Consider the following 388-nt stretch of genomic DNA (forward strand, 5'->3'; position numbering starts at 1 on the left):
CGCCGGCCACCACCCTGCGGGCGCACCGGAGCGTCCGGCACGACCAACTGGAACAACTCCCACAGCTCATCCGGCACCAGCCGCTCAACGATCAGCACACTCGGAGTCTACTCGACCCACCCAAATGAGATGTCTTCTAAGGAGCATCGACATGACCGACCTGGCCATCGCGGCGAACGGGCTGCGCAAGTCCTACGGCGACAAGACCGTGCTCGACGGCATCGACCTGGCCGTCCCCGAAGGAACGGTCTTCGCCCTGCTGGGCCCGAACGGCGCCGGCAAGACCACCGTCGTCAAGATCCTCTCCACGCTCATCGGCGCCGACGGCGGGCAGGCCCGGATCGCGGGCCACGACCTGACGGCCGCCCCGCAGGCGGTACGCGCCGCC

The 388-nt window shown here is 68.8% G+C and carries 1 protein-coding gene; it reads left to right on the forward strand.

The window, feature by feature from the left end:
- Positions 1–151: 151 nt before the first annotated feature.
- A partial coding sequence (locus PUR56_RS28730; protein ID WP_329883243.1) for an ATP-binding cassette domain-containing protein occupies positions 152–388 on the forward strand: 237 nt, incomplete at its 3' end.

The organism is Streptomyces sp. BE303 (assembly GCF_036290945.1).
Taxonomy (GTDB): Bacteria; Actinomycetota; Actinomycetes; order Streptomycetales; family Streptomycetaceae; genus Kitasatospora.